The sequence below is a fragment of the Vibrio sp. R11-SG3-ISO3-SZ genome, assembly GCF_059834345.1.
In genome coordinates, this window is the sequence record NZ_JCBDGX010000098.1 from 1 (window position 1) to 20553 (window position 20553).

At 49.2% G+C, this 20553-nt stretch carries 22 protein-coding genes and 1 riboswitch; of the genes, 16 read left to right on the plus strand and 6 right to left on the minus strand.

The annotated features are described in order from the left end of the window. The coding region (gene bioA, locus AC6R1O_RS12710; protein WP_500657146.1) for an adenosylmethionine--8-amino-7-oxononanoate transaminase at positions 1-818 on the minus strand (818 nt) is incomplete at its 3' end. A gap of 129 nt (positions 819-947) precedes the next feature. Here bioA and bioB point away from each other — a divergent pair. The 4 genes from bioB to bioD are packed head-to-tail and all read left to right on the plus strand — an operon-like array spanning position 948 to position 4702. After that, positions 948-2000, plus strand: coding sequence for a biotin synthase BioB (gene bioB / locus AC6R1O_RS12715; RefSeq protein ID WP_500631640.1), 1053 nt, complete (start codon positions 948-950; stop codon positions 1998-2000). Next, complete coding sequence (gene bioF / locus AC6R1O_RS12720; protein ID WP_500633532.1) at positions 1987-3168, plus strand: 8-amino-7-oxononanoate synthase; 1182 nt, start codon at positions 1987-1989, stop codon at positions 3166-3168. Before bioB ends, bioF begins: the two co-directional genes overlap by 14 nt. Then, on the plus strand, positions 3156-3998 hold the full coding sequence (gene bioC, locus AC6R1O_RS12725; RefSeq protein ID WP_500633533.1) for a malonyl-ACP O-methyltransferase BioC: 843 nt from the start codon (positions 3156-3158) through the stop codon (positions 3996-3998). The genes bioF and bioC overlap by 13 nt, the downstream gene beginning before the upstream one ends. After that, positions 3995-4702 carry a dethiobiotin synthase gene (bioD, locus tag AC6R1O_RS12730; protein ID WP_500638874.1) on the plus strand — a complete coding sequence of 236 codons (708 nt, stop codon included), beginning with the start codon at positions 3995-3997 and terminating at the stop codon, positions 4700-4702. The genes bioC and bioD overlap by 4 nt, the downstream gene beginning before the upstream one ends. 100 nt (positions 4703-4802) lie before the next feature. On the opposite strand, the gene AC6R1O_RS12735 is transcribed toward bioD, so the two are convergent. Further along, positions 4803-4970, minus strand: coding sequence for a hypothetical protein (locus AC6R1O_RS12735; RefSeq protein WP_500637240.1), 168 nt, complete (start codon positions 4968-4970; stop codon positions 4803-4805). 370 nt (positions 4971-5340) lie between these two features. On the opposite strand from AC6R1O_RS12735, the gene htpX reads away from it, so the two are divergent. The 9 genes from htpX to AC6R1O_RS12780 all read left to right on the plus strand — a co-directional run bounded on the left by htpX (position 5341) and on the right by AC6R1O_RS12780 (position 12662). Next, the gene (gene htpX / locus AC6R1O_RS12740; RefSeq protein WP_334550795.1) at positions 5341-6201 is read left to right on the plus strand and encodes a protease HtpX; all 861 of its coding nucleotides are present in this window, start codon (positions 5341-5343) and stop codon (positions 6199-6201) included. Positions 6202-6415: 214 nt separating this feature from the next. Further along, positions 6416-6835 carry a nuclear transport factor 2 family protein gene (locus AC6R1O_RS12745; RefSeq protein ID WP_500632635.1) on the plus strand — a complete coding sequence of 140 codons (420 nt, stop codon included), beginning with the start codon at positions 6416-6418 and terminating at the stop codon, positions 6833-6835. Continuing rightward, complete coding sequence (locus AC6R1O_RS12750) at positions 6832-7560, plus strand: SDR family NAD(P)-dependent oxidoreductase (RefSeq protein ID WP_500632634.1); 729 nt, start codon at positions 6832-6834, stop codon at positions 7558-7560. The genes AC6R1O_RS12745 and AC6R1O_RS12750 overlap by 4 nt, the downstream gene beginning before the upstream one ends. Positions 7561-7607: 47 nt before the next feature. After that, the gene (locus AC6R1O_RS12755) at positions 7608-8909 is read left to right on the plus strand and encodes an NAD(P)/FAD-dependent oxidoreductase (protein WP_500632633.1); all 1302 of its coding nucleotides are present in this window, start codon (positions 7608-7610) and stop codon (positions 8907-8909) included. Then, complete coding sequence (locus AC6R1O_RS12760) at positions 8909-9694, plus strand: DUF1365 domain-containing protein (RefSeq protein WP_500632632.1); 786 nt, start codon at positions 8909-8911, stop codon at positions 9692-9694. The genes AC6R1O_RS12755 and AC6R1O_RS12760 overlap by 1 nt, the downstream gene beginning before the upstream one ends. Before the next feature lie 100 nt (positions 9695-9794). Then, entirely contained in the window at positions 9795-11057 is a 1263-nt protein-coding gene (locus AC6R1O_RS12765) for a class I SAM-dependent methyltransferase (RefSeq protein WP_500632631.1), read from the plus strand. 3 nt (positions 11058-11060) lie between these two features. Beyond that, a complete protein-coding gene (locus tag AC6R1O_RS12770; RefSeq protein WP_500626915.1) occupies positions 11061-11585 on the plus strand; it encodes a DUF2878 domain-containing protein in 525 nt (174 codons plus the stop codon). Then, complete coding sequence (locus AC6R1O_RS12775) at positions 11569-12132, plus strand: chalcone isomerase family protein (RefSeq protein ID WP_500657147.1); 564 nt, start codon at positions 11569-11571, stop codon at positions 12130-12132. Before AC6R1O_RS12770 ends, AC6R1O_RS12775 begins: the two co-directional genes overlap by 17 nt. Then, on the plus strand, positions 12129-12662 hold the full coding sequence (locus AC6R1O_RS12780; protein WP_500657148.1) for a DUF3833 domain-containing protein: 534 nt from the start codon (positions 12129-12131) through the stop codon (positions 12660-12662). Before AC6R1O_RS12775 ends, AC6R1O_RS12780 begins: the two co-directional genes overlap by 4 nt. A gap of 118 nt (positions 12663-12780) precedes the next feature. On the opposite strand, the gene purB is transcribed toward AC6R1O_RS12780, so the two are convergent. The 3 genes from purB to mnmA all read right to left on the minus strand — a co-directional run bounded on the left by purB (position 12781) and on the right by mnmA (position 16093). Beyond that, entirely contained in the window at positions 12781-14151 is a 1371-nt protein-coding gene (gene purB, locus AC6R1O_RS12785) for an adenylosuccinate lyase (RefSeq protein WP_334550783.1), read from the minus strand. 154 nt (positions 14152-14305) lie between these two features. Continuing rightward, the gene (hflD, locus tag AC6R1O_RS12790) at positions 14306-14923 is read right to left on the minus strand and encodes a high frequency lysogenization protein HflD (RefSeq protein WP_487902047.1); all 618 of its coding nucleotides are present in this window, start codon (positions 14921-14923) and stop codon (positions 14306-14308) included. Between the two features lie 48 nt (positions 14924-14971). Next, on the minus strand, positions 14972-16093 hold the full coding sequence (gene mnmA, locus AC6R1O_RS12795; RefSeq protein WP_487902048.1) for a tRNA 2-thiouridine(34) synthase MnmA: 1122 nt from the start codon (positions 16091-16093) through the stop codon (positions 14972-14974). Positions 16094-16423: 330 nt separating this feature from the next. Between mnmA and AC6R1O_RS12800 the strand changes: the two genes are divergently transcribed. Then, on the plus strand, positions 16424-16696 hold the full coding sequence (locus AC6R1O_RS12800; RefSeq protein ID WP_487902049.1) for a hypothetical protein: 273 nt from the start codon (positions 16424-16426) through the stop codon (positions 16694-16696). Between the two features lie 134 nt (positions 16697-16830). Then, positions 16831-18135: an inosine/guanosine kinase gene (locus tag AC6R1O_RS12805; RefSeq protein ID WP_487902050.1), complete on the plus strand. Its 1305-nt coding sequence runs from the start codon at positions 16831-16833 to the stop codon at positions 18133-18135. 51 nt (positions 18136-18186) lie between these two features. On the opposite strand, the gene AC6R1O_RS12810 is transcribed toward AC6R1O_RS12805, so the two are convergent. Continuing rightward, positions 18187-18594, minus strand: a complete 408-nt coding sequence (locus AC6R1O_RS12810) for an H-NS family histone-like protein (RefSeq protein ID WP_334550775.1) — start codon at positions 18592-18594, stop codon at positions 18187-18189. A gap of 622 nt (positions 18595-19216) precedes the next feature. Continuing rightward, positions 19217-19398: riboswitch (Lysine riboswitch) on the plus strand. A 111-nt stretch (positions 19399-19509) separates the two neighbouring features. Between AC6R1O_RS12810 and AC6R1O_RS12815 the strand changes: the two genes are divergently transcribed. Beyond that, the coding region (locus AC6R1O_RS12815) for a Na+/H+ antiporter NhaC family protein (RefSeq protein WP_500657149.1) at positions 19510-20553 on the plus strand (1044 nt) is incomplete at its 3' end.

Sequence of the window (20553 nt, forward strand, 5' to 3'; positions counted from 1 at the left end):
AGCGCTTTACCGACACAGAGGATGTCTGGCTGAACCTCGGCGTGTTCGCAGGCAAACAGCTTGCCTGTGCGGCCAAAGCCGGTGGCGATTTCATCCAATATCAGCAGCACGCCATAGTCGTCACACAGTTGGCGTACGCCTTTTAGAAATTCTGGGTGATAAATGCGCATGCCTCCCGCACCTTGCACTATGGGCTCAAGAATGACCGCCGCTATTTCTTGATGATGATTAGCGAGCTGTTGACGAAAATCGTCCAGATCACTGGGTTGCCACGTTTGCCAGAAGCCTGTTTGAGGCGAGCGAGCAAAAATGTGTTCAGGCAGAAAGCCTTTATAGAGTGAATGCATGGAGTTGTCAGGATCAGTTACCGACATCGCCGCAAAGGTATCGCCATGGTAGCCATCTCGAAGGGTGAGAAACTTTGAGCGCGGCTCGCCTTTCGCATGCCAATATTGCAGCGCCATTTTTAGGCTCACTTCCACCGCCACCGAACCAGAATCGGCAAGAAACACCTGTTCAAGATTATCCGGTGCGAGCTCAAGCAGCGCTTGACACAAGGTGATCGCCGGTTGATGGGTGATGCCACCAAACATCACATGAGAGAGGGTGTCAATTTGTTCATGGGCGGCACGATTTAACGCAGGATGATTGTAGCCGTGAATCGCAGCCCACCAAGACGACATGCCATCGACCAGCTGCTCACCGCTCTCTAATTCAAGATAGACACCCTCTGCGCTACGAACAGGGTAGCAGGTCAGAGGTGTGAGAGTAGAAGTGTACGGATGCCAGATATGGCGGCGATCAAAGGCGAGATCCATCAAAGTTCCTTAATAAATCAAAGTTCAAATATTAAGCAGATGTAAACCTGCGTGTTTTTATTGTGTTGACAGTGCGTATGGTGTCAGTAGACTGGCGAGAAATCAATCCAATAATAAAAAGGAAAGCAGGTGGAAGTACGTCATAACTGGACTGTCGAGCAAGTCCGTGCGCTCATGGAAAAGCCATTCATGGACTTAGTCTTTGAAGCGCAAACCGTCCATCGCCACTATCAGCAGGCCAATCACGTGCAGGTGAGTACCCTGCTGTCGATCAAAACCGGCGCTTGCCCGGAAGATTGCAAATATTGTCCGCAAAGTGCGCGTTACCAAACTGACATTGAAAAAGAGCGATTGATGGAAGTCGAGCGGGTACTCGATGCCGCGCAAAAAGCGAAAAGTGCGGGTTCCACACGCTTCTGTATGGGCGCGGCATGGAAGAACCCCAAACAGCGCGATATGCCTCATCTCACCGAGATGATCAAAGGCGTCAAAGAGATGGGGCTTGAGACTTGTATGACTCTGGGCATGTTGACGGCCGAGCAGGCGAAAGAGCTCTCACAGGCTGGTCTTGACTACTACAACCACAACTTAGATACCTCGCCAGAGTTCTACGGCAACATCATTACTACTCGCACTTATCAAGATAGACTGGACACTCTGTCACACGTGCGTGACGCAGGCATGAAGATTTGCTCCGGTGGCATTATTGGCATGGGTGAGAGCGCCAATGACCGAGCGGGCTTACTGGTTGAGCTGGCTAATCTGCCGACACACCCAGAGAGTGTGCCGATTAATATGCTCGTCAAAGTCAAAGGGACCCCACTGGAAGAGGTCGAGGACGTCGAGCCGTTTGATTTCATCCGCTTAATTGCCATTGCGCGCATTATGATGCCGCGCTCTGCAGTACGCCTCTCTGCTGGACGTGAAAATATGAACGAGCAGATGCAAGCACTGTGCTTTATGGCCGGGGCCAACTCGGTGTTTTATGGTTGCAAACTGCTGACCACGCCAAACCCATCGGAAGACAAAGATATGCAGCTGTTCAAAAAGCTGGGTATCAACAGTCAACAGGTGTCGCAAAAGCCGGATGAAATAGAAGAGAACGATCTGCTGGATCGCGTTGTGGAACGTGTGGCGGCTCGTCCAGCCAAAGACGACCTGTTCTACGATGCCAGCGTTTGATTCTCGCGTGCGCGCTGCGCTGGCCGAGCGCCGCTCGCAGGGCTTACTGCGTCAGACACGCACTTCGCACGGTGGCAATCAGGTGGAGATTGCTGATAACGAGCGCCGATACTTGAATTTTTCCAGCAACGACTATCTTGGTCTTGCGACGAACGCCACTATTGGGCAAGCCTGGCAGCAAGGCATTACCGTCTATGGCAATGGCTCAGGCGCATCGCCATTGGTGACAGGTCATGGCGGCGCACATCAAGCGCTGCAAGAGCGGCTGTGTAAATGGCTAGGCTATGAGAGAGCGGTGCTGTTCAGCTCCGGTTTTGCCGCTAATCAAGCGCTGCTATTGAGTTTACTTCAGCAAGACGATGTGCTGATTCAAGACAAACTCAACCACGCATCCTTGATGGAAGCAGGGGTACTCTGTCCTGCGACCATGAAGCGCTTTAAACACAACGATATGGCGCATTTGCGCCAGGTATTGAACCGCATCGATCCTGAAGCTGCGACCCTTGTTATCACCGAAGGGGTGTTTAGCATGGATGGCGATCTTGCGCCGCTGCAAGGGATCAGCGAGCTCACAGAGCAACAGGCATGGCTTGCGGTTGATGACGCTCACGGTATCGGCGTGCTCGGCGAAGGTGGACGCGGCAGCTGCCAACATGCGGGCATCAAACCACAGGTGTTGATTGTCACCTTTGGTAAAGCGTTTGGTCTCTCCGGTGCGGCGATTCTGTGTCATGACGAATTGGCCGATTACTTGACGCAATTTGCTCGCCATTATGTCTACTCGACAGCCATGCCCGGGGCGCAAGCGGTCGCCCTTCATAAAGCGAGCGAGATCATAGAGCAGCAGCAGTGGCGCAGAGATAAGCTAGCTGAGTTGACGGCACTGTACGATCAACTACTTAGTGACGAACCTGGATACGTGGCAACGCCGACACCCATCAAGCCTTGGCTGATTGGCGAGAGTGACGATGCGGTGGCCACCGCCTCACAGCTGAAACAGCAAGGTATATGGTTGACCGCCATTCGCCCGCCAACCGTACCCAAAGGCAGCGCGCGGCTACGCATTACTTTAACCGCCAATCATACCAAAACGCACATTCATCAGTTGGCCCAAGCCATCAAAGGCGCAAGAAAACCCACGGGACGAGGACACTCATGCACGCGGTAAAGACACCTTCCCCACATCCTCTTACACCGGTGAGCGTCAAAACAGTCAGCGATAAAGCAGTGAGCGATAAATCCGCCATTCGTGATGCTTTTAGCAAAGCATCCGCCACCTACGATGCCCATGCGGCTTTCCAGCGTGATGTAGGTGAGAGACTGCTTGCACGCATGCCCAGCGATTTGAGTGGTCAAGTCGTGCTGGATGTCGGCTGCGGGACGGGGTATTTCTCTCGGCAGTTACAACAGCGCGGGGCTAAGGTGATCTGTCTTGATCTCTCTCCGGATATGCTGGCGGCCGCGAGAGCGCGCTGCGGTGACGTTAACATGCACTATCAATTGGGCGATGCTGAACAGTTGCCGCTGCAAGCGGGCAGTGTGGATTACGTGTTCTCAAGCTTGGCTTTGCAGTGGTGCGAGGACTTGGCTCTGCCACTTAAAGAAATGCGCCGCGTAGTGAAAAAGGGCGGTGAGATTGTATTTTCGACTTTGCTGGATGGATCGCTCGATGAGTTGAAAAGCGCATGGCGTAATATTGATTCATATCAACACGTTAACGATTTTATTACCGTCAATCAGTTAAAACTTGCGTTAGCGCAATCTGAATCACCCCACCATCATCTAGACTTGCCCGCTGTCACAGTGTGGTATGAGACTGCTTTTTCTCTAATGCGTGATTTAAAGGGCATTGGCGCAAACCATGTGAGCGGCCGCTCACCGGGACTCATGAGTCGCCAAACGCTTAGAAAGTTAGAGCAAGCGTACCAGGTATTTCAAAACCAAGAGGGGTTGTTACCCGCAACTTATCAGGTTTGTTTAGGGGTTATACATCGATGATTGATGCTTTTTTTATTGCTGGTACGGATACCGATGTGGGCAAAACGGTTGCTTCTAAAGCAATCCTCAACGCTTTAGCCGAGAAAGGAATAAAGACAATTGGCTACAAGCCGGTTGCGGCTGGAAGCGAACAGACAGAATTTGGACTGCGTAACTCAGACGCGCTCTATTTACAAAGCGCTGCAACGTTGGATGTCGCCTATGAAGACGTCAACCCGTATGCGCTAGAGCTACCCGCGTCACCACATATTGCGGCGCAGCGCGAAAATGTGACGATTGATTACGCGGTGCTGAGCGATAAGTTGGCGCAACACAAGCAAAATGCGCAGATGGTCCTTGTCGAAGGCGCGGGCGGCTGGCGCGTACCTGTGTCCGAAAGTGACTGTTTATCGACTTGGGTCGTGCAAGAAAAGCTGCCGGTGGTACTGGTGGTGGGTATTAAGCTGGGCTGTTTGAGTCACGCGATGTTGACGCTAGATGCCATCAAAGCCGATGGTCTTGACGTCATTGGCTGGGTTGCAAACCGCGTCAACCCGGGCACAGAGCATTATCGTGACATCATTGAAATGCTTGAGAACAAGATTGACGCACCTAAAATCGGCGAGATTCCATACGTGCCGGGCGTCAAACGCAAAGATTTGGCAAAATACATCAATGTTGAGCCGTTGATTGCTGGTGCGACCTCACCTTTGTTAGAAGTGTGATCGGTTTTAGGCGATAACCGCACTGAAGAGACAAAAAGGGCAGCCGTGTGGCTGCCCTCTCTCGTTGCGTCTTTATCCGATGCGTTTATGTCGTTGCCGTTTACTGCTCTTCGCTTAGCCCCAGCATGGCTTGCTGCATTTCCATTGCGTGGTTCTGCGCTGATTGCCCCAAGGCTAACCCCAGTTGTTGTTTGGCCTCATCCTCAGACAATCCTAAGTGACAACGAAGCATATCAATAGCCATTTGATAGTTGTTAGTTTCAACCATGATGTCGTTCCCTTATCCATGGAAGTGAAAATCTGTTTGAAATCTACCATGAAACCAAGATGCAGCAATAAGACCAAAGTCTAATGGTGTTTGGTTGGCCTGTTGAATGATACAAGATAGAGGTGAAAAAGTGCTGTGACATCAAATGTTTCAATTTGCCACTTAACGTTATTGAGAAAAGGAATACACTCTCTTTATCCCTGATAAATTGTGGGGTGCGTCATACTTAGCCTGAAATAATTCCTATGCTAGGTATTGATATTGAGTCAATGTGCCCACAATTCATCTACAACAGGTCATTTGCAACAGTTCATTCAGAACAGGCGATGGATCTGTTCACTGTCAGCTTTTGCGTGGAGAAGAGTAAATAATGAAGCGTGTCATGTTATTTCTAGCGACCAACTTAGCCGTTATCCTTGTGCTTAGTGTGGTGCTTAATATCGTTTATGCGACCACCGGTTTGCAGCCAGGTAGCCTATCGGGCTTGCTGGTAATGGCGGCGGTATTTGGTTTCGGCGGTTCGTTCATTTCTCTCTTGATGTCTAAGAGTATGGCGCTTCGCTCCGTTGGTGGCATGGTAATTGAAAGCCCACGCAACGAAACAGAACACTGGCTGCTTGAAACCGTAAAACGTCAATCTGACCAAGTGGGCATCGGTATGCCGACAGTGGCCATTTATGATTCTCCTGATATCAATGCTTTTGCGACAGGCGCTAAGCGTGATGACTCTCTGGTCGCGGTATCGACCGGTCTTTTGCACAACATGACCCGCGATGAAGCGGAAGCTGTGTTGGCACACGAAGTGAGCCACATCGCCAACGGTGATATGGTCACCATGACCTTGATGCAAGGTGTGGTGAATACCTTTGTGATCTTCTTGTCACGCTTTATTGCCAATATCGTCTCGTCGAACCGCGACGAAGAGGGCGGCAGTAGCATGATGGTCTACTTCGGCGTCTCTATGGTGTTGGAATTGGTGTTTGGTTTCCTCGCGAGCTTTATTACCATGTGGTACAGCCGTCACCGTGAGTTCCACGCCGATGCGGGTGCGGCGAATTTGGTTGGCAAACACAAGATGATTGCCGCACTTGAGCGCCTTAAAGTGAGCCACGAGTCTCAACTCGAAGGATCGATGATGGCCTTTGGTATTAACGGTAAGCGCTCAATGACCGAACTGCTTATGAGCCACCCTCCATTGGATAAGCGCATCGCCGCACTGCGCAACTCATAACGCTTATCTCGTCATAAAGACAACTTAATTGACTGAAAAGGCTTGGTTTATCACCAAGCCTTTTTTTGATCTTATTCGCTAAGCAGACGTACAAGCTGGCAATAGAAAGTTGTACAAAAAATAATTTGTACAACTTTTGATGTTCAACTAAGGTTATATAAGTTGTACATTAAATAAAAATGTATAACTTGTGTGAATGTAAGATGGAGGCGAAATGGACGTCCAGTCAGTCGGCAATATCTATCAGCAACTCGATAAGCATAATCTGGTGTTGCTTGAGCAGGTCTATCACCAAAATGTGGTATTTGAAGATGCCGCGCATCGAATGGAAGGCTGGCCTGAGCTTGAGCGCTACTTCCAGTCGCTTTATAGCAATGTCCAGCGCTGCGAGTTTGATATTCAGCACGCCCAACAAAGCGGCGATATGGGTTTTTTAACTTGGGTGATGACGTTGGAGCACCCCAAATTGTCCAAAGGCAAGCCTGTTGCTGTCAATGGCGTGTCTCATCTTAAATTTGCCGATGGCAAAGTGATTTACCATCGCGACTACTTCGATCTTGGTGAAATGTTGTACGAAAACTTGCCTATTTTGGGTAGCGTCATTAAATCGATCAAACTGAGGCTCGGACAATGAAGACCGTTCTCATCACGGGGGCGACCTCTGGCATCGGCAAGCAGCTGGCGATGGATTACGCCCGCGACCACTGGCAGGTGATCGCTTGTGGTCGAAACGAGCAAGCGCTCGCAGAGCTGGCGCAGCAATTTGAGACGATAACGCCACTGCGGTTTGATGTCACCGATCTCGCGCAGACAACTCAAGCCATCGACTCCCTCGAGAACACACCGGACGTATGGCTGCTCAGCGCCGGAGATTGTGAGTACATCGATGATGGTGTGATGGATGCTGCTCTGTTCGAGCGCATTTTTGCGATTAATGTGATGGGGGTGGTCAATCTCGTCACCGCCGCGCAATCGCATTTTTCACCAGGGCAACGTGTCGCAATTTTGGGTTCGATCGCCAGTGAAGTCGCCTTGCCAAGGGCAGAAGCTTATGGCGCCTCAAAAGCGGCGGTTAGCTATCTCGCCCGCACGCTGCAGTTGGATCTCAAGTCCAAAGGCGTTGATGTCACGATCATTTTTCCAGGCTTTGTCAAAACGCCGCTCACGGACAAAAACACGTTTGATATGCCGATGATGGTTTCGGTGCAATCGGCATCGGACTCAATTCGACGAGGTTTGGAAAAGGGGGTGTCGACGCTCTATTTCCCCAAACGATTCACCACGCTACTGCGCGTTTTTGGTTCGTTGCCTTATCGTTGGCAAACCGCGCTGGTCAGCCGACTACTCGGCTCGCGTTGAACGCATTCGCTGCATAGATAACAGGATAGGGAACAAGGATAACAACAATGAAAATAGCAATCATCGGCTCGGGTATTTCAGGTTTAACCTGTGGTTACTACCTACACCCAAACCACGACATCACCGTGTTTGAAGCCAACGACTATGTAGGTGGGCATACCGCCACGGTGGATGTGGAGGTTGAAGGGCGCACCTACGCGGTAGATACCGGCTTTATTGTTTACAACGATCGCACTTACCCCAATTTCATCCAGTTGATGCAGGAGATTGGCGTGCGTGGCAGACCGAGCCAGATGAGCTTCAGTGTGAGAAACGACGACAATAGACTGGAGTATAACGGCCACACACTCACAACCTTGTTTGCCCAGAAGCGAAATTGGCTTCGCCCGAGGTTCTATCGTTTTATTTTCGAGATTTTGCGCTTTAACCGTTTAGTGAAAGCGCAAGCACAGGCCAGTCAAGAGAGTGCTCTGACCCTTGGGGAGTTCCTTACTCTACATGAATTCAGTGACTATTTTTGTACGAACTATATTTTGCCGATGGGCGCCGCGATTTGGTCATCAACGTTGGCGGATATGCGCGCCTTCCCACTCGGTTTCTTCGCCCGCTTTTTCCTCAATCACGGCTTGCTGGACGTCACCAACCGCCCGCAATGGTATGTGATTGAGGGAGGATCGCGTGAGTACATCGACCCTCTGACCCAAGGCTTCAAAGAAAGAATTCGTTTGAACACGCCTGTCACTCGTGTCACGCGTGATTCGGCAGGCGTGACGATTCACTATGTTGACCGAAGCGCGAAGCAAAGCGAACAGTGCCAGTCTGAACGTTTCGATCAGGTTATTTTTGCTTGTCACAGTGATCAAGCGCTCGCGATGTTGGCTGATGCCAGTGAAAGCGAAACCTCAGTGCTGAGCCATCTTGCCTATCAAGCCAACGAAGTGATTTTGCATACAGACGAGGCGTTGCTCCCGACTCGCAAAGCTGCATGGGCGTCTTGGAACTACTGGATTGAAGGTGGAGACGGCCAGCACACTCGTGCGCCGACGCTGACTTACAACATGAACATTCTTCAGCACATCGAAGCGCCAGTGACCTTTTGCGTTTCACTCAACAGTGCAGAGCATATAGAACCGAGTAAAGTGCTGCGTACCTTCAACTATCATCACCCTGTGTTCAATACCGAATCTCTCAACGCCCAGCGCCGCAGAGAGGAAGTCAACGGGCAAAGTCAAACCTGGTTTTGCGGCGCTTACTGGTACAACGGATTCCACGAGGACGGTGTACGCAGCGCCCTGGATGTAGTTCGCGGTATCGAAGCCCTCGCGCAGACGACACGAGGAGCCGCCTAATGACAGACGCGTTGCGCAGTGCACTGCTGGTGGGGGATGTGAGACATCGGCGTTTTTCGCCCATCTCGCACAGTCTCAATTATCCGCTCTTTATGCCGTGCATCGATTTGGATGAGCTAGAGGCGCTGGAGAGCAGAGTCTGGGCATTTGGTACACGCTGGTGGCACTGGGCGAGATTCAAACGCAGTGACTATGTTGGCGAGGGCAGTCTCAAGGTCGCGGTGCAAGACAAGGTCGAAGCGCTGACGGGTGTTACCCTGCGAGGCCGCGTTGAAGCCGTCCTCCATCTTAGGTACCTCGGGATTTACTTCAGCCCGGTCAATTTTTACTACCTTTATGATGAACAAGGGCAATGGCGCTACTTATTGGCAGAGGTCTCCAACACGCCTTGGAACGAGCGCCATTACTATGCGGTGGATGCCAATGATGCCAGCACTTGGCGTCACAATAAGGCTTTTCATGTGTCACCGTTTAACCCAATTAAACAGACTTACGTATGGCGCCTCAAACCGCTCACTGAGTCTCTGTTTGTCCATCTTGAATGTCATAGTAATGCGGAGGAGACAACGCGAACCAAAGTGTTTGATGCCACGATGGCGATGCGCAAACAGCCTCTTACCTCCACTCAACTCGCTAAGCGATTGATCGCAACGCCGATTATGGCAGTAAAAGTGGTGATAGGTATTTATTGGCACGCGTTGAAACTGTGGGTGAAAGGGGCGCCTTTTTATTCCCATCCCGGTTCCCAAGAACCCGGCTACCAAGACAAAGAGACCAACAGCTAGCCAAGGCGTATAGCCATCTAAAACCCTAGCACCTAAAACAAAGACAAATGTACGCACAAAACAGAGTCCGCCGGACATGTTGCAAGGAGCAAAGAGAACAATGAATTCGCAAGTAATGCCCATACCAAGAGCGCTGACCACTGTGCAAAAAACGGCGCGTAATCTCGCCTTTTCGACTCTGTCCCATCTGCAGGTCGGGACACTGACCATACGAGAAGTGTTTAGTGACAGTGATGGCAGTCAAAGACAAGAGACGTTTGGTCAGCATCACGGATCCAATCAGCACTTAGATAATGGACCCCATGCCATTGTTGAAGTTAAGCACCCCGGCTTTTACGCGCGTCTACTCAAGGGGGGCAGCATTGCAGCAGGTGAAGCCTATATGGATGGCTGGTGGGACAGCCCGAATCTGACCCAAGTGATGGAATTGATGGCGAAGAACTTATCCGCGTTGGATGCCTTGGAAAGTCGCAGCAGCTTACTCTCTAAAATCCTCTATAAGCTCGGCCATTGGTTAAATCGCAATACGGTTGAGAAGGCGCAGAAGAACATTGAAGCGCACTATGATTTGAGCAACGAGTTATATCAAACCTTCCTCGATAAAGAGATGCTCTACTCTTCGGCGCTGTTTACTGACCCAAGTGACTCATTAGAACAAGCGCAGATCAATAAGATGGAGAGACTCTGTCAGGAATTGCAGCTCAACGAGCAAGACCGAGTGATTGAAATCGGCACGGGTTGGGGCGCGATGGCCATCTACATGGCGACGACCTACGGGTGCCATGTGACCACAACCACTATCTCTGAGCAACAATATCAATACGCCGCGAGCCGGATAGAAGCACTTGGCTTGCAGGATAATATTACTTTGCTCAAGCAAGATTATCGTCTGCTTGAGGGGGAGTTCGATAAATTGGTATCTATCGAGATGATAGAGGCCGTCGGTAAACAGTATCTGCGCTCTTATATCGAGAAGTGTCAGTCTCTACTGCGCCCGGGTGGATTGATGGCCATTCAAGCGATCACCATTGCCGATCAGCGCTATGACTATTACAGCGACAATGTGGATTTTATCCAGAAATACATCTTCCCGGGAGGATTTCTGCCATCCATCACGGCCTTGACACAAACCACCACCAAACACAGTGACTTGGTGCTGCGAAACCTATTCGATATTGGTCAGGACTACGCGCAAACGCTCAACCACTGGCATCGACGCTTTAATGGTTCGCTGGCGCGCGTCAAACACTTAGGGTTTGATGAGCGTTTTATTCGCATGTGGAACTACTACTTCTGCTATTGCGAAGGGGGCTTTAAAGCCAAGAGCATCAGCACCGTTCATATGACATTTCAGCGACCATAACTGATGATTCGTTTACTGCTGATATCGAGCTGGTTTCAAGCGCTTTGGCTGCTCGCAGTATTAGGCAATGAGGCGTGGCAATGGTGGTTGGTTGCGCTGGTGGTGGCGACTTATGCGGTCACCATAGGGGTGTCAGCTAAGCCGTTGCCTTTGAGTTTTGTTGGTATCGTTTTCGCTGTTGGTATTGGCATCGACAGTGTCAATATGCTTGCGGGGGTACTGCGGTTCGAGTACGCGATGCATTCAACTTGGTTGATACCGATTTGGCTATCGGCGCTTTGGGCGATATTCATCTGGTACAGCACTTTTTTGTTGCCCTTGGTGAATACATACCCCAGTTGGATCGTAACAGTGATAGGAGGGCTCTCGGGCGCTTTGAGTTATTGGGCGGGAGAGCGGCTTGGTGCGGTTGAATTCGGCTATTCTCCCACACTCAGTTTACTGATTCTTTTTGGTCAGTGGATGGTGGTGATAGGTTTGATGTTAAGGATATACGGCAATGAAAAAGGTCATGACATTCCTGATTAGCGTGCTGTGCTTGTCTCAATACGCGCACGCCTCCATTTCAGCGGGACACGTTTCAGGGGGAGGTAATGAACAGACGCAGAACGCGCTATGGTCACACTGGCCGGTGGTCGGTCAGGCGCAGCTCTCCATGCTCTTTTTTGATATTTACCAGTCGGAGTTACGCGCGCCCAATGGTCAATACCGGGAAAGTGACGACGTGACGCCTCATCCACTCGCGCTCTCCATTACTTATCAGCGTAACATCAGTCAAGGTCAGTTACTCAATGCCACGATGGAGCAGTGGCAAAAACTCGGCTACAGAGAAGAGGTTGCACAAGGTTGGTTGACTCGTTTGGCCGAGGTTTTCCCCAATATCGAACAGGGGCACAACTTAACCTATGTGACCAACGGTCAAGTGGGTGAGTTTTATTATACGCGTCAGTCGGATACGCAGCGCATTGGCATTATCGACGATGAAGCCTTTAATGATGCGTTTGTCTCAATATGGCTTTCCCCCAAAACTGACTACCCAAGATTGCGTCAACAACTGATAGGAAAGCAGCGATGATATCTCGTTTAGGTGCTCGTTTAGCGGCGATACTTTTGAGTGTCGTATTGGTGGGGTGTAGTGCCGATATTGATGACTACCAAACTAGCGGTCCAGCTTTTGATTTGTTCGACTATTTTCAAGGCGAAACCCACGCGTGGGGGATGGTGCAAGACTATACAGATAAACAGACTCGGCGTTTTTTTGTCACTATTGACGGAACAGTAGAGGGTGACACGTTAACGCTGGTGGAAGATTTTCGTTTTGATGATGGCGAGTTGAGTCAGCGCATCTGGACGATAACACGCAGTGACGCTGGTCGCTACACTGGAAAAGCCGATGACATCATCGGTACCGCCCGCGGAAGAGAAGTCGGTAATGCGCTGCAATGGCAATACGATTTTGAACTGCCATTGGATGACGGCAGTGTGTCAGTCAGTTTTGATGATTGGCTATATCGACAAGATGAACGGCACGTGTTCAACCTGACCAAGATAAAGAAATGGGGGATGGAAGTGGGGCAAATCACGCTCTTTTTCCAAAAGCAGTAGGCGCCTTAAACAGTCCTCATCGCTAAGCGAGGCTCACATACTCTGAAATGAAAACGCCAGAAATGAAAAAGACTTTGCCGAGGCAAAGTCTTTTGATTGTTGCTGCGAGAACGCTCGCTTAGAGCTTGTCAGTCAGCTCGATGGCTTGACCAATGTAGTTCGCAGGTGTCATCTCTTTCAGACGCGCTTTTTCGTGCTCTGGAAGCTCTAGACCGTCGATGAAATGACGCATTGCTTCACCATCTACGCGCTTACCACGAGTGAGCTCTTTTAGCTTCTCGTATGGCTTCTCAATACCGTAACGACGCATAACGGTTTGCACAGGCTCCGCAAGCACTTCCCAGTTTTTGTCTAGCTCAGCAAGCAGGGCTTCACGGTTCACTTCCAGTTTGCTGATGCCTTTTAGGGTCGACGTGTACGCAATGATTGCGTAACCCACACCCACACCAAGGTTACGTAGCACGGTAGAATCCGTTAGGTCACGTTGCCAACGAGAGATAGGCAGTTTTTGTGCTAGGTGGCCAAATACCGCGTTTGCTAAACCTAGGTTGCCTTCTGAGTTTTCAAAGTCGATTGGGTTCACCTTGTGTGGCATGGTTGAAGAACCAATTTCACCAGCAATGGTTTTTTGCTTGAAGTGACCCAGTGCGATGTAACCCCAAACGTCACGATCGAAATCGATAAGGATGGTGTTGAAACGTGCGATGGCATCAAACAGTTCTGCGATGTAATCGTGCGGTTCGATCTGCGTCGTGTATGGGTTCCACGTTACGCCAAGAGATTGCGTAATGAACTCTTCAGAGAACTGGTGCCAATCAAGCTCAGGGTAGGCGGAAAGATGCGCGTTGTAGTTACCCACTGCGCCGTTGATTTTCGCGAGAATCTCAACATTTTCGATCTGCTTGTATTGACGTTCCATACGGTACGCCACGTTCGCCATCTCTTTACCCATAGTGGTCGGTGATGCTGGTTGACCGTGAGTACGAGAGAGTAGCGGGATGTCGCGGTACTCGACAGCCAGTGCTTTGATCGCATCAATGATATTTTTGATTTCAGGAAGAATCACGCTGTCACGCGCTTCTTTAAGCATAAGAGCGTGAGAAGTGTTGTTGATGTCTTCTGATGTACATGCAAAGTGAATGAATTCGTTCACGGCATGCAGTTCAGGAACGCCAGCGACTTTCTCTTTAAGGAAATACTCAACGGCTTTGACGTCGTGGTTGGTGGTGCGCTCAATCTCTTTGATGCGAGCCGCGTCCTCTTCTGAGAAGTTAGCCGCTAGGTCATCAAGGAACTGGTTCGCTTCTGCACTGAAGGCAGGAACTTCTGCGATGGCATCGGTCGCTGCGAGCTTTTGTAACCAACGAATTTCAACGATAGAGCGGTACTTTAGTAGACCAAACTCACTAAAGATGCTGCGAAGTGCAATTGTCTTGCTACCGTAACGGCCGTCTACTGGTGAAACAGCAGTCAGTGCTGACAGTTCCATGATGTTCTCCTGAATTGGGTTTTAAATCTGGTGAGCTTTATACCAATAACTGTGGCAATTGTCACGAATATTGCGCAAACGTTTGCGCGATTCTTATCCGACAGAGAAAAAATAAGCTCGCCGAGTGGCGAGCCAAGATTCTCTGTGGTGTATCTTACATTCTGGCGAGCAAAATTTGTGCTTGCTCCACCATCTTCTTACGTCCAAAAATAAGGTGGCGACGTTTGCCGCCCACTTGACGCCATAGCACGGCACTACGAATGCCGGAGAGCAATAAGGCACGTACTTTGTGCTGGTTGCTAGTCTGCTGTAATACGGACGGTGTGCCAGTGACCTGAATACGCGGACCCACCGGACTGATGACATCCAGGTAGACGCTGGCAAGGTTGCTGATCATTTGCTCGCTGTGTAGGTCAAAGTGCTCGAGTTGGCGCTCCAACATTTGGATGCGATCGCCAAGCTGAGACATAGAGTCGCGGCGGGCGCTGAGTTTACGTTCAAGCGCCATGAGACTAATGATGTAGCGTGTGATTTCGCTGCCTGCTGGCGTGCTATCGATCCCTTTGACTAAACACTCAAGCCCCAGTTTAAGATCGGATTCACGACCATACACCGCCACTGTGTTGCTTGGATTGGTGTTTAAGACCGCTTTTAACGAGGTTTCGAACGCGTCATTGTCACAGTAACCGTTCTTCGCCACTTGTTGAACCAAAGCGACGGCCTGGCAAATACCGGCAAAGGCGATGGTGCGGTCATAGAGTGCATTAGCCACCGAATCGTACTCCTATCAATAAACTGTTGATTACAGACACACTGTCCATTACAGACGCTGCTCGATGATGCCGCCACCTAAGCACACATCACCATCATAAAATACCGCAGATTGCCCTGGGGTCACCGCCACCTGAGGCTCATCAAAGGTAACCTTGATGTTCTCATCATCGATAGGTGTGATGGTACAAGGGATGTCGGTTTGGCGATAGCGGGTTTTTACCGTGCATTTGATTGGCTCGCGAATCGGTGTGCGATCGACCCAATGTAACTGTGAAGCCACCAAACCCTCAGACTTGAGCAGAGGGTGATCTGCACCTTGCACAGCAATTAACACATTGCGTTTCAGATCTTTGTCTGCCACGTACCAAGGGTCTTCATTACCGCCGCCGCCTTTTTGACCACCAATGTGTAGTCCTTTGCGCTGGCCTAGCGTGTGGTACATCAAACCTTGGTGCTCGCCAATCACTTTGCCTTCCGGTGTTTCGATTTTACCGGGTTGCGCAGGTAGATAGCGAGATAAGAAATCGGTAAATTTGCGCTCACCAATAAAACAGATCCCGGTGGAATCTTTTTTCTTGGCGGTGATCAAATCTTGCTCTTCGGCGATGCGTCGCACTTCCGGCTTTTCAAGCTCGCCAACAGGGAATAGGCTACGCGCTACTTGGTCACTGCTTAGTGTATAGAGGAAGTAGCTTTGATCTTTATTGCCATCTAATCCACGCAGCATCTTAGGTGCTTCGCCATTGTCAGGGAAGGTGCGGCGCACGTAATGACCCATCGCAATGTAGTCGGCGTCGAGGACTTCGTCGGCGAATTCCAAGAATGCTTTAAATTTGATCTCTTTGTTGCAGAGAATATCCGGGTTCGGCGTGCGGCCCGCTTTGTATTCCGCCAAAAAGTATTCGAATACGTTATCCCAGTACTCGGCAGCAAAGTTAATGGTGTGCAGGTGGATGCCCAACTTGTCACACACCGCTTGCGCGTCGGCGAGATCTTCTGCTGCTGTACAGTATTCTTCGTTGTCGTCTTCTTCCCAGTTCTTCATGAACAAGCCTTCAACCTGATAGCCTTGTTGCTTTAACAGGTAGGCAGAAACGGACGAATCTACACCGCCAGACATACCGACGATGACTTTCTTTTTACTGTTGTCAGTACAGTTTTCAGACATTAGGTCACACCACTCAATTTAACTGGATGCAAATTCTAGCAGAAAGCCGGTAGCGGTGACAGATCCGAGATCGAAATCACACCGATGCTTTTCAGCTTGTTCTCGCTAGGTTGTTATGCAGCCCATAGTTCGACAAATAGAGCCCAAGTTATCTGCTAAACACGGCAATGTACCTCGCGTAAATATCACAACATATCGGTTGATTGCGTTGATGGTCATTACGTCGACAGTTAGCTCGGATATCGTTGGGTAATGCAGGGTTAGTTGTGGCATAGTGGGCGAAATTCAAGAGTCCTAGGCTCATCTATCTCATTATTAAGTGAACTCCTCATGACTGAACACCAAGACGAACTGCTGCAAGAAACACAACTTATTGAAGTGATTGAAAACCAACTCCAAGATGGCAACCCCATCAAAGTGAAAGAAACGTTAATGCGTTTGATGATGACAGGCACAGCAAGAGACGAAGCGATTGCCATGATGGCTTGCGCAGTCTCAATCGAAATTTTTGATGTGATGAAAAACGATGGCGAGTTTAATCTTAAACGCTATTCTGAGCACTTGGATTTGTTGCCAGATTTGAGTTTTATGGAAGGCGAATAAGCCGCCGCTAATCGTTATAGACGTTGTGCTAGGTTAAATGTGCGAGCAAACGTTTGCTATACTAGCGGGAGTTGCCGCGCCAATAAGGGCGCGGTAGAATCGCGCCACTTTTTATCCCTTACTTTACTCTGATTATGAAATTTCCCGGCCAACGCAAATCCAAACATTACTTCCCGGTTCATGCTCGCGATCCTTTAGTGACTCAAGCGCAGGACAGCAAGAAAATGTCCCGCACCCATATTATTGGTATCGACCAAACCTTAGTGGATATTGAAGCCAAAGTGTGTAGCTCGCTCATCGAAAAATACCAGTTAAGTAAGGGACACTCACTGGTGATTGATGATGCGACGGCCGAAGCGTTATACGACGAACTAAAGCGCGATGATTTGATCACCAATGAATACGCGGGTGGTACGATTGGCAATACCTTGCACAACTATTCTGTGTTGGCGGATGACCGTTCGACGCTACTGGGTGTCATGAGTCAGGACATCAAGATCGGCAGTTACGGCTATCGTTATTTGTGCAATACCTCCAGTCGAATGGATTTGAATTATCTGCAAGGTGTCGACGGCGCGATTGGACGCTGCTTCGCGCTGATCACCGAAGACGGGGAGCGCACTTTTGCCATTAGTGAAGGGCAGATGAACCAGCTTAAACCAGAGAGCATTCCAGAAAAAATCTTTAAAAATGCTTCTGCACTGGTGCTGACTGCGTATTTGGTGCGCTGCAAAGCGGGCGATCCGATGCCAGAAGCGACCATGCGCGCTATTGAGTACGCGAAAAAGCACGATGTACCGGTCGTTCTCACGTTAGGGACTAAGTTTGTCATCCAAGATGACCCGCAGTTTTGGCAGCAATTTTTGCGCGATCATGTCACCGTTGTAGCGATGAATGAAGATGAGGCGCATGCGCTCACTGGGGAGAGCGACCCGCTTGCGGCATCAGACAAAGCCTTGGAGTGGGTCGATTTGGTGCTGTGTACTGCTGGGCCACTTGGCTTGTTTATGGCCGGTTATACCGAAGACGCGGCCAAACGTGAAACGTCATTGCCTTTGTTGCCAGGTAGTATTGCGGAATTCAATCGTTATGAATTTAGCCGCCCTGCATTAAAAGATAATTGCGATCAAGCGATCAAAGTATATTCCCATATTTCACCATACATGGGTGGTCCGGAGAAAATTAAAAACACCAATGGCGCCGGTGATGCGGCATTGTCTGCGTTATTGCACGATATGGCCGCGAATAAATACCACAAAGAAAATGTGCCCAACTCGAGTAAACACGCGCATGCGTTTTTAACTTACTCTTCCTTTTCACAAGTATGTAAGTATTCCAACCGTGCCAGTTATGAGGTATTGGTTCAGCACTCTCCACGTCTTTCGAAAGGTTTACCAGAGCGAGAAGATAGCTTGGAAGAAGCCTACTGGGAACGATAAACGAAAAAAGCGCCGAAAGGCGCTTTTTTTTGAACTAACTTACATCGAAAGTTAGATCAGGAACTCTTCTAGGCTCTTGCCTGCATCCAATTGCTGTTGAATAGCAGATGGGGTGCGACCCTGACCTGTCCAAGTTTTAGTTTCTCCGCTTGCATCCACGTATTTATATTTTGGTGGACGAGGTGCACGTTTCGATTTTGTTTTGGTTTTTGTTTCACCAGCAAGCGCAGAGTAAAGGGCATCAATATCGATACCTTCTTTAGAAATTTGCTCAGCAATGGCAGCCAGTTTGGCTTCTTGCTCTGCCGCTGCTGCACGCTGCGCTTCTTCCTCTTCTTTACGCTCAGTAAAGACTGTCGTTAATTTGCTTAGGGCGTCTTCCAGTTGCTCAAGAGTCAGTTCACGTGCTGCTGCACGAAGACTACGAATATTTAATAGTGTTTTTGTTAGTTCAGACATAACATCTCTCATTGTTATCTTATTTAAGAGTATTTCTTAAATACTAATCCTGATATTTAAACATTACAATCCATTCTTAGCAGAATGCGATAAATTTATTGTTACTGTCAGCCAAATTTACCTTTCTTTACTTTATTGGAGCGATCATTCGGCTAAGTCTTGTTTTGACGCTCAGATTTAATAATAGAGTTTCATATCTATTATTAAACGTTTCTTATCCTGATGGTACTGTTTAGATAAAAGTCGCCGAAATCAGCATGAGAACGAATTTGCCTAATAGTTGGCATTATAATGTCGATATAGTTCAAATGAACCACCTCAATACGTTTTCTTTTACGATTTCGATCACAGCACATATTTCGACTTGGAGAAAGTGCTATCTATTTGGCATTGCAGTCAACACCGAGTTTTTAATGTCCCGGGCGTTGAACGTCAGCACAGTGTGAATTGTCATCAAATTGAGAGTTGGCTTCCTGTTTGTACCATCGCTAAGCAATAAAAGTGACAACAAAACGAGCCAAATTGTTGAAATGCAGTTTTAGATGGGTACAATGGCGCCACCTAATGCATGACTACAGTAAAACCTTTGTTAATTTGATGTTTCATTGGTTGATTATTTTGGTTGTGCGGTAGAGGAGCGGAATAAAATAGTAGCGTTTGTTGGGGTGATGCCAATGAGCATGCGTGAAAGGTTATCTCGCCGAAGTGGGCTTCCATATCAAAGGAGTTCGCTGGGGTTAGTCTCGAAAGGGCTAACACTGCCATAGTCTATAATGTGTAAAACTATGGAGCGCTACTGTAGGGTTGGGTGAAGTGTCTACTTCCCTGTCGCTAAGTTCAACATTATCAACGGCCTCGTGCGGTTGACTAATCTGCAGTAGATCTCTAACCATTTATTACTGGTTTTTGAAGATCATGAATTTAATTGATTTTGCCTCATCTCCTTTATCTCTTTTGCCACCACTCGTGGCGTTGAGTCTTGCGATCATTACGCGTCGCGTTCTTGTGTCTCTCGGTGTGGGTATCGTTTTAGGTGCCGTATTGCTTAACGACTATTCGTTTTCGAGTGCGTCGGGTTATCTTGCGTCAACCGTATCGGGCGTTTTCGTAGAAGACGGTGGCCTCAATACTTGGAACATGAGTATTGTCGGCTTCTTGCTTTTGCTCGGTATGATGACAGCACTGCTGACGCTCTCAGGCGGCACTCGCGCGTTCGCTGAATGGGCGCAGTCTCGTGTGAAAAGTAAACGCGGTTCAAAACTGCTTGCTGCGTTTTTGGGCGTGTTCATTTTTGTCGATGATTACTTTAACAGCTTGGCGGTGGGCGCGATTTCTCGCCCAGTCACGGACCGTTTTTACGTCTCTCGCTCTAAGCTGGCTTATATTCTCGATTCGACCGCTGCCCCTATGTGTGTCTTGATGCCCGCATCAAGCTGGGGTGCCTACATTATGACCATCATTGGTGGCATCTTAGTGTCTCATGGCATCACAGAGTATTCCGCGTTGGGCGCTTACGTGCGTTTGATTCCGATGAACTTCTATGCGGTATTTGCGCTGTTGATGGTGTTTGCTGTGGCTTGGTTTGGTCTCGACATCGGTAAGATGCGCAGCCATGAAATTGCGGCGTCTCAAGGCCGTGGTTTTGACAAAGATGCAGAGAACGACACCAAAGAAGCGCACGAGCTCAATGAAGAGCTGGATATTCGTGAAAGCGAAGGCGGACGCGTCCTTGATTTGGTTTTGCCTATTGTGCTGTTAATCATTGCAACGGTCGCGGCCATGCTTTACACCGGTGGTCAAGCGCTCAAAGCGGATGGCGAAGCGTTTAATCTGCTGGGCGCTTTTGAAAATACCGATGTGGGTTTGTCTTTGATCTACGGTGGTATTGTGGGTTTGGCAACCGCGCTGTTTACGGTGGTTAAGCAACGCATTGCGACCATCGAAATTGCTCGTACACTG

Bases quoted from the DNA above. Each gene is read 5' to 3' on its own strand.
- AC6R1O_RS12760 (WP_500632632.1), top strand. From the start codon at position 8,909: ATGACAGACGCGTTGCGCAGTGCACTGCTGGTGGGGGATGTGAGACAT.
- AC6R1O_RS12800 (WP_487902049.1), top strand. From the start codon at position 16,424: ATGACTGAACACCAAGACGAACTGCTGCAAGAAACACAACTTATTGAA.
- AC6R1O_RS12745 (WP_500632635.1), top strand. From the start codon at position 6,416: ATGGACGTCCAGTCAGTCGGCAATATCTATCAGCAACTCGATAAGCAT.
- AC6R1O_RS12735 (WP_500637240.1), bottom strand. From the start codon at position 4,970: ATGGTTGAAACTAACAACTATCAAATGGCTATTGATATGCTTCGTTGT.
- AC6R1O_RS12770 (WP_500626915.1), top strand. From the start codon at position 11,061: ATGATTCGTTTACTGCTGATATCGAGCTGGTTTCAAGCGCTTTGGCTG.
- bioC (WP_500633533.1), top strand. From the start codon at position 3,156: ATGCACGCGGTAAAGACACCTTCCCCACATCCTCTTACACCGGTGAGC.
- AC6R1O_RS12750 (WP_500632634.1), top strand. From the start codon at position 6,832: ATGAAGACCGTTCTCATCACGGGGGCGACCTCTGGCATCGGCAAGCAG.
- AC6R1O_RS12765 (WP_500632631.1), top strand. From the start codon at position 9,795: ATGAATTCGCAAGTAATGCCCATACCAAGAGCGCTGACCACTGTGCAA.
- bioD (WP_500638874.1), top strand. From the start codon at position 3,995: ATGATTGATGCTTTTTTTATTGCTGGTACGGATACCGATGTGGGCAAA.
- bioF (WP_500633532.1), top strand. From the start codon at position 1,987: ATGCCAGCGTTTGATTCTCGCGTGCGCGCTGCGCTGGCCGAGCGCCGC.
- AC6R1O_RS12780 (WP_500657148.1), top strand. From the start codon at position 12,129: ATGATATCTCGTTTAGGTGCTCGTTTAGCGGCGATACTTTTGAGTGTC.
- AC6R1O_RS12805 (WP_487902050.1), top strand. From the start codon at position 16,831: ATGAAATTTCCCGGCCAACGCAAATCCAAACATTACTTCCCGGTTCAT.
- AC6R1O_RS12810 (WP_334550775.1), bottom strand. From the start codon at position 18,594: ATGTCTGAACTAACAAAAACACTATTAAATATTCGTAGTCTTCGTGCA.
- htpX (WP_334550795.1), top strand. From the start codon at position 5,341: ATGAAGCGTGTCATGTTATTTCTAGCGACCAACTTAGCCGTTATCCTT.
- purB (WP_334550783.1), bottom strand. From the start codon at position 14,151: ATGGAACTGTCAGCACTGACTGCTGTTTCACCAGTAGACGGCCGTTAC.
- mnmA (WP_487902048.1), bottom strand. From the start codon at position 16,093: ATGTCTGAAAACTGTACTGACAACAGTAAAAAGAAAGTCATCGTCGGT.
- AC6R1O_RS12755 (WP_500632633.1), top strand. From the start codon at position 7,608: ATGAAAATAGCAATCATCGGCTCGGGTATTTCAGGTTTAACCTGTGGT.
- AC6R1O_RS12775 (WP_500657147.1), top strand. From the start codon at position 11,569: ATGACATTCCTGATTAGCGTGCTGTGCTTGTCTCAATACGCGCACGCC.